At 76.8% G+C, this 2,870-nt stretch carries 2 protein-coding genes; one reads left to right on the plus strand and one right to left on the minus strand.

Annotated features, from left to right (window positions below):
• Positions 1 to 145: 145 nt before the first annotated feature.
• A complete protein-coding gene (locus tag L1885_RS26545) occupies positions 146 to 979 on the minus strand; it encodes a ZIP family metal transporter (RefSeq protein ID WP_235799703.1) in 834 nt (277 codons plus the stop codon).
• A gap of 74 nt (positions 980 to 1,053) precedes the next feature.
• Between L1885_RS26545 and cobC the strand changes: the two genes are divergently transcribed.
• Positions 1,054 to 2,709 carry an Rv2231c family histidinol phosphate aminotransferase CobC gene (gene cobC / locus L1885_RS26550; protein WP_235799704.1) on the plus strand — a complete coding sequence of 552 codons (1,656 nt, stop codon included), beginning with the start codon at positions 1,054 to 1,056 and terminating at the stop codon, positions 2,707 to 2,709.
• The last annotated feature ends 161 nt before the right edge of the window (positions 2,710 to 2,870 follow it).

Raw genomic sequence — 2,870 nt, forward strand, 5'->3', positions numbered from 1 at the left:
GGACTTCCCGGGCCGCGCGGTCGCCGTGAGCTGCGCCGACGCCGTGGAAGGGCCCCCGGGGCGCGCGGACGGCACGGGAGGGGCCCGGCTGCCCGGGCCGGCCCCCCGACGCGTCAGGGGCCCGTCGGAGGCCGTGGGCGGGGCCTCAGCCGGCCACGCCCACCACCAGCCAGATGAACGCGACGCCGGCCACCGTGCACAGCAGGGTGGAGCGCGCCGGGTGCTCGTGGTGGGCCTCGGGGAGGATCTCGGCGGCGGCGAGATAGAGCAGCGCGCCGCCGAAGAAGCCCAGGTAGCTGCCGAGCAGCTGCTCGGGGAGCGTGAAGAACAGGGTGGACGCGGCGCCGACGACCGGCGCGGCCGCGTCCGCGAAGAGCATGGCGAGGGCCTTGCGGCGGGCGTTCCCGTACAGGCTGGTGATCGTGTACGTGTTGAAGCCGTCCGCGAAGTCGTGGGCGATCACGGCCAGCGCGACCGCGGTGCCTATCGCACCGCCCGCCTGGAAGGCCGCCCCGAGGGCGATGCCGTCCATGAGGCTGTGGCCCACCATGGCGGACGCGGCCGTCAGCCCGAACTGCGGGACGCGCACGGCGCCCGACGGGCCGCGCGGCGAGGACGCCGCGTGGGTGTGGTCGTGCGCGTGTGCCCGGTCCCCGTCCGCGGGGGCGGCCGGCGCCTGCGCGACCGCGACCGCGTCCGTGTCCTCGCCCCCGTGGGAGGTCCTGCGGGTCGCGAGGAGGCGTTCGACCAGATGGGCGACGAGGAAGCCGCCGACGAACAGCAGCAGGGCCTGCGGGACGCCCAGCACGTCGTTGCCCGCGGCGGAGATGGCCTCGGGCAGCAGATCGAGGCCCACGACGCCGAGCATGAGCCCGCCGGCGAGGCCGAGGACGAGATGCCGGCGGTCGGTGACGCGTTGCGCCGTCCAGCCGCCGAACAGCGTCATCAGGAACGCGCCGAGCGCGACGAACACCGCCATGTGCCCCTGCTTACTCGATCACTGCCGCTCCGCGCACATCCAGCGGCCTCCACGGGCCCGGATCGGGGCCTGTCGTGACCAAATTCACGTTTGATGCGCCTTTCTCGGCACCTGACCTGATCGTCGGGATCGGGGCCCGTCCGGGCGTCGCCGCGGACGACGTGATCGCCCTGGTGGCGGACGCCCTGCTGGAGGCCCGGTTGCGGCCGGCCGCCGTGGCCGAGCTGGCGACGCTGGACACGCGCGCGGCCGAGCCGGGGCTGCTGGCCGCCGCGGCACGGCTCGGCGTGCCGCTGACCGGTCATCCGGCCGGGGTGCTGGACGCCGTCGCGGTGCCTCGTCCGGCGGACGGGGTGCGGGCCGCGGTCGGCACGGGCTCGGTCGCCGAGGCGGCGGCGCTCGCCCGGGGCGGCCACCTGGTCGTCGCGAAGAGGAAGGCCCCGTCGGCCACCGCGACGTGCGCGATCGCCCGGAAGGGGCCGCCGCGGACGGCGCCCGGCGACGGCGGCGCACCGGACGCGGTCGGCGACGGTTCGTGTGCACCCCGTGGACAGAACGTCTGTACGGAGGGTAGACAGCTCGGACACGCTGAACCGGATGCTGACGCGCCCTCCCCACGGGGCGCGTACGGAGGGAGCGCCGTGAGACGCACGGCCGAGCAGGCAACAGCTGACCCCCACACCCACGACCTGCGCCACCACGGCGACGACGAAGTACGGGACCGGCCGGGCGACCTCGTCGACCTGGCGGTCAACGTGCGGGGCGGCACGCCCCCCGCCTGGCTGCGGGAGCGCATAGCGGAGTCCCTGACGGGACTCGCCGCCTACCCCGACGGCCGCAGGGCCCGCGCGGCGGTGGCCGCCCGGCACGGACTGCCGGTGGAGCGCGTCCTGCTGACGGCGGGCGCGGCCGAGGCGTTCGTGCTGCTGGCGCGGGCGCTGCGGGTGCGCAGGCCCGTGGTCGTGCACCCGCAGTTCACGGAGCCCGAGGCGGCCCTGCGGGACGCCGGGCACGAGGTGCGCAGGGTGCTGCTGCGCCGCGAGGACGGGTTCCGGCTGGACCCGGACGCCGTTCCCGAGGACGCCGACCTGGTGGTCGTCGGCAACCCGACGAATCCGACCTCCGTGCTGCACCCGGCGGACACGCTGGCCTCGCTGGCGCGGCCCGGGCGCGTGCTCGTGGTCGACGAGGCGTTCATGGACGCGGTGCCGGGCGAGCTGGAGTCGCTCGCCGGGGACACGGACGTGCCCGGCCTCGTCGTGCTGCGGAGCCTGACGAAGACCTGGGGCCTCGCGGGACTGCGGATCGGGTACGTCCTCGGCGACCCGCCGCTGATCTCCGAGCTGCAACGGGCGCAGCCGCTGTGGCCCGTCTCGACGCCCGCACTGGCGGCGGCCGAGGCGTGCATGACGCCCGCGGCCCTGCACGAGGCGGACGCCGCGGCCCGCCGGATGTGCGCGGAGCGCGCTCATCTGCTGGCGGGCCTCGCCGAGTTCGAGGAGGTCGAGGCGGTGCACGCGGCGGAGGGGCCGTTCGTCCTGGTCCGTACGGCCCGCGCGCAGGCGGTGCGGGCCCGGCTGCGGACGTACGGCTTCGCGGTGCGCCGGGGCGACACGTTCCCGGGGCTGGACGGCGAGTGGCTGCGCCTGGCGGTGCGCGACCGGATGACGACGAACCGTTTCCTCCAGGCGCTCGACCTGGCGCTGACGGGCACCGCCAGGGCGGCCTGACCCGGGAGGCCGGCAGGACCGGGGCCGCTCCCTTCAAAGGGCCCGTGAGGGGTCCCGGACGCGCCCGGGGCCGTGGCGGTGCCGCCCCCTCCCGCGGCACCGCCCGCTCCCCGGCGCCGCGCCCCAGAGGGGCCGGGGCGCCGTCCACGGCCGCCCCGGGC

The organism is Streptomyces fuscigenes (assembly GCF_021556455.1).
GTDB lineage: Bacteria > Actinomycetota > Actinomycetes > Streptomycetales > Streptomycetaceae > Streptomyces > Streptomyces fuscigenes.

Bases quoted from the DNA above. Each gene is read 5' to 3' on its own strand.
- L1885_RS26545 (WP_235799703.1), bottom strand. From the start codon at position 979: ATGGCGGTGTTCGTCGCGCTCGGCGCGTTCCTGATGACGCTGTTCGGC.